General features: G+C 70.0%; 4 protein-coding genes. 1 reads left to right on the plus strand and 3 read right to left on the minus strand.

The features are described from left to right. Positions 1 to 89 precede the first annotated feature (89 nt). From AC3XYG_RS24920 to AC3XYG_RS24930, 3 genes are all read right to left on the minus strand, one after another. Positions 90 to 1,406: a CmpA/NrtA family ABC transporter substrate-binding protein gene (locus AC3XYG_RS24920; protein WP_489142562.1), complete on the minus strand. Its 1,317-nt coding sequence runs from the start codon at positions 1,404 to 1,406 to the stop codon at positions 90 to 92. A gap of 20 nt (positions 1,407 to 1,426) precedes the next feature. Next, positions 1,427 to 2,689, minus strand: coding sequence for a CmpA/NrtA family ABC transporter substrate-binding protein (locus AC3XYG_RS24925; protein ID WP_489142563.1), 1,263 nt, complete (start codon positions 2,687 to 2,689; stop codon positions 1,427 to 1,429). Positions 2,690 to 3,007: 318 nt separating this feature from the next. Then, positions 3,008 to 3,592: an ANTAR domain-containing response regulator gene (locus tag AC3XYG_RS24930; protein WP_489142564.1), complete on the minus strand. Its 585-nt coding sequence runs from the start codon at positions 3,590 to 3,592 to the stop codon at positions 3,008 to 3,010. A gap of 212 nt (positions 3,593 to 3,804) precedes the next feature. Here AC3XYG_RS24930 and AC3XYG_RS24935 point away from each other — a divergent pair. After that, positions 3,805 to 4,020 (plus strand): transporter substrate-binding protein (locus tag AC3XYG_RS24935; RefSeq protein WP_489142565.1); only part of this gene is annotated, 216 nt, incomplete at its 3' end.

Raw genomic sequence — 4,020 nt, forward strand, 5'->3', positions numbered from 1 at the left:
TCCGTGCCGGGGCGGCGGCGGGTTCGGTGTAGGCGGTCTTGGAGGCCGTCTGGGTCATCTGGGGCTGGCTCCGGCTGGCTGTCGGGGCATCACGCGACGGTCTTGATCGCGAGGCTGGCGAGGTAGGCGTCGGGGGCGTCGGGGTCGAAGACCTTGCCGTCGAAGAAGGTCTCCTTGCCGCGCGACGGGCTGGTGGGGATCTCGGCCGCCGCCACGCCGATGGCCTGGGCGGCCTGGCGCCACAGACCCTCGCGGTTGACCTTGGCGATCAGGCCCTTGAGATCGGTGTCGGGGGCGATGTAGCCCCAGCGCCGGTCCTCGGTCATGAACCACAGCTCGTGGCTCTGGTAAGGGTAGGAGGCGAAGTCCTGCCAGTACTTCATCAAGAGCGGACTGTTCTCGACCTTGCGGCCGTCGCCATAGTCGATGGTGCCGAGCGACCGCGGCAGGATGTCGGCCGGGGGCACGTTGAACCACGCCCTCCGGCCGATGATCTGGGCCATTTCCTCCTTGTTTTCCGGCTTCTCCGCCCAGCGCTGGGCCTCCATCACCGCCTGCAGTAGGGCCGCGGCCGCCTTCGGATTGGCGTCGATCCAGTCGGCCCGCAGCGCCAGGCTCTTCTCCGGATGGTCCTTCCAGATCTCGCCGGTGGTGCAGGCGGAATAGCCGATGCCCTGGTGCACCAGCTGGTCGCCCCAGGGCTCGCCGACGCAGAAGGCCTGCATGTTGCCGACCTTCATGTTGGCGACCATCTGCGGCGGCGGCACCACGATGGTGCTGACATCCTTGTTCGGGTCGATCCCGGCCGCGGCCAGCCAGTAGCGCATCCACAGGTCATGGGTGCCGCCGGGGAAGGTGACGGCGCATTTCACCTCCTGCCCCTTGGCCTTCATGTCGGCGAAGGCGGCCTTCAGCCCGGATGCGTCGACCGTGGCGCCGGCCGGCATCAGCTCCTTGGCGACCGAGATCGCCTGGCCGTTGGTGTTCAGCCGGCAAAGGATCTGCATCGGCAGTGGCTTGTTCGCGGCGGTGACGGTGCCCAGCGTCAGCAGGTACGGCATCGGCGTCAGGATATGGGCGCCGTCGATACCGCCGCCGGCCGAGCCGAGCACGAGGTTGTCGCGCGTGGTCCCCCAGGAGGCCTGCTTGGCGACGCTGGCCTCGGTCAGCCCGACCTTGTCGAACAGCCCCTTCTCCTTGGCGATGATCAGGGGGGCGGAATCGGTCAGGGCGATGAAGCCGAGCGTCACCTTGGCCGTCTCCGGCCCGGCTCCCTCGGCGAAGGCGCCGGACGGGAAGGCGGCGCGGATCGCGGCGATGGTCGCTGCGGCCCCACCCAGCCGGGCTGTGCCCTGCAGCAGGCGGCGGCGGGTGATGCTCCGGGTGGTGTGGTTGCGTGTGGTCATGGAAGCCCCCTTCGGTCCGGTCAGCCGCGTTGCGCCGCGGCGGTTGCGTCGGGGCCGGCGACGGTGCCGAGCCCGGCGAGGTAGAGGTCGATCGCGGCCGGGTCGAAGGTCCGGCCGTCGCAGAAGCGGTCAGCGCCGAGCACGACATCGCCAGCCGGGTCGGCCAGCACCCAGGCAGCGTCATGGTCGCCTTCGCGCTTGTCGTCGGCGGCCGGCGCGGGGTAGCCGAGGTCCCAGGCGGCGGCGCGGTAGACGTCCGGCCGGTACACGGCGGCGGCCGCGGCGGCGATGTCGATGCCCTCCGGCAGCTCGCCCCAGCGCCGCAGCTGCGCCAGGAACCAGGCGGCGTGAGACCGCCAGGGCAGGCCGGCGGCGCGGCGGTGATAGACCGGGCCATGCGCCGGCAGCCCGTCGATCAGCGCATCGCCCGGGCGGCCGACCAGGCTGGCCGCGATCGATGCCGCCGGGGCGTTCAGCACCTCCGGCGCGGCCAGCATCGCCACCGCCTCGGCCCGGTGCTGCGGCCGGTCCAGCCAGGCGGCGGCACGGATCAGGGCGCGCAGCACGGCGCGATACGCCTCCGGCCGGGCCGCGGCCCAGGCCAGGGTGACGGCGAAGACCTTCTCCGGCGCGTTGTTCCAGATCTGCCAGCCGGTGGTGGCGATGATTCCGACGCCCTGGTCGACCGCGACATCGCCCCAGGGCGCGCCGACGCAGAAGCCGTCGACTCGCCCGGCCGACAGATGCGCCACCATCTGCGGCGGCGGCACCACCACGATGCGCACGTCGCGCTGCGGGTCGACCCCGCCCGCCGCCAGCCAGTAGCGCAGCTGGTCGTGGTGGCTGGACACCGGGAAGACGATGGCGAAGACCAGCGGCGGTGCGCCGGCCCGGCGCCGGATTGCGGCCACGGCGGCGATCGGCGCGGCCGATCCGGTGGCGGTGGCTTCGGGGTCGGCGGCCGCCATCTCCGCCGCAAGCGCGCGCGACACGGTGACGGCATTGCCGTTCAGGTTCAGCGACAGCCCGACCAGCATCGCCGCCTTCGGCCCGCTCAGGCCCAGCGTCATCGCCAGCGGCAGCGGCGCCAGCATATGGGCGCCGTCCAGCAGCCCATAGGCCAGCTTGTCGCGCAGGCTGGCCCAGCTGCGTTCACGCGACAGCCGGACCGACAGGCCTTCCTCGCGGAAGAAGCCTTTCCGTTCCGCCACGATCAGGGGCGCGCAATCCGCCAGGGGCACGAAGCCCAGGGTGAGGCAAGACGCGTCCGGCTGGTCCGTCATAAGCCGCTCCAAAACGAAAAAGGCGCCCGAGAGCGTGCGGAAACTCCGCATCCCTCGGACGCCTTTGCCCGGATCGACAGCCCATCGTGGACCGCCGGTGATATCGTCGGACGGACGCCATTGCCCGTCTTCGTTCCAGGGCTACGCAAGCCGCGTGCCATTCGGTGGGATTTGGCGGCCCGGATCGCGGGATTCAGCGCATGCGCCGGGTTGGTGGATCGGGCCACGAAAACCGGGAGGCGGCGGGGATGCTGCGGCACGGCAGGACTCTGCCCCCGCGTTGTGCAATGCACAAAAAAGCGGCGAAAACGCCGCTGCTCAATCCCTGGTCAGCAGCTCACTGATGCTGATGACCTGCTCGGCGATCTCGGCCAGCGGCTTGCCGCGGTCCATCGCCAGCTTGCGCAGGGCCTTATAGGCCTCGTCCTCGGCCACGCCGCGCTGCTGCATCAGGATGCCCTTGGCGCGCTCGATCCGCTTGCGTTCGGCCAGCGAGGTGCGGGTCCGCTCCAGCTCTTCGCGCATCGACTGGAACGCCTGGAACCGGGCGATCGCGGCCTCCAGCACCGGTCTCACCCGGTGCGGGCTCAGGCCGTCGACGACATAGGCGCTGACCCCGGCGCGGATCGCCTCGCCGATCGCGGCATCGTCGCTCTGGTCCACGAACATCACGATCGGCTTGGGCCGTTCGCGGCTGACGCTGCGCATGTGTTCCAGCGCGTCGCGGTTGGGGGCGTCGAGGTCGACGATGATCACGTCGGGCTCGATCTCCCGCACCTTTGCCAGCAGGTTTTCGGTGCCGCTGGCGGATGCCACCACGCCATGGCCGGCCGCCGTCAGCGCTGCCTCGACCAGGCGGCAGCGCTCGGCATTTTCATCGACCAGGAGGATGCGCAGGACCAAATCGGCTGCCCGGTGTGGTGGCGGAACTGCCCGGGTCTCAGCAAGTTCCGGACCACTGCGCAGGGATCGGGCAGCCGTGCCGCTCGGCATCTGGCCCGGATCTTGCGTCGACGCCGGTGGTGAAAGTGCAAACAAGTCAAAAGGCGAACCGGGAGTTCACGATGGCATTGTCGCAGAAACATTGGGTGATCGGCGCCACGCTGGCGGTGACCATGGGGTTGGCCGTGACCAGCGCCAGGGCGGCCGAGGACACCATCAAGGTCGGTATTCTGCATTCCCTGTCCGGCACCATGGCGATCAGCGAGACCACGCTGAAGGACGTCATGCTGATGCTGATCGACGAGCAGAACAAGAAGGGCGGCCTGCTCGGCAAGAAGCTGGAAGCGGTGGTGGTCGACCCGGCGTCGGACTGGCCGCTGTTCGCTGAA

This window comes from Inquilinus sp., from assembly GCF_057815775.1.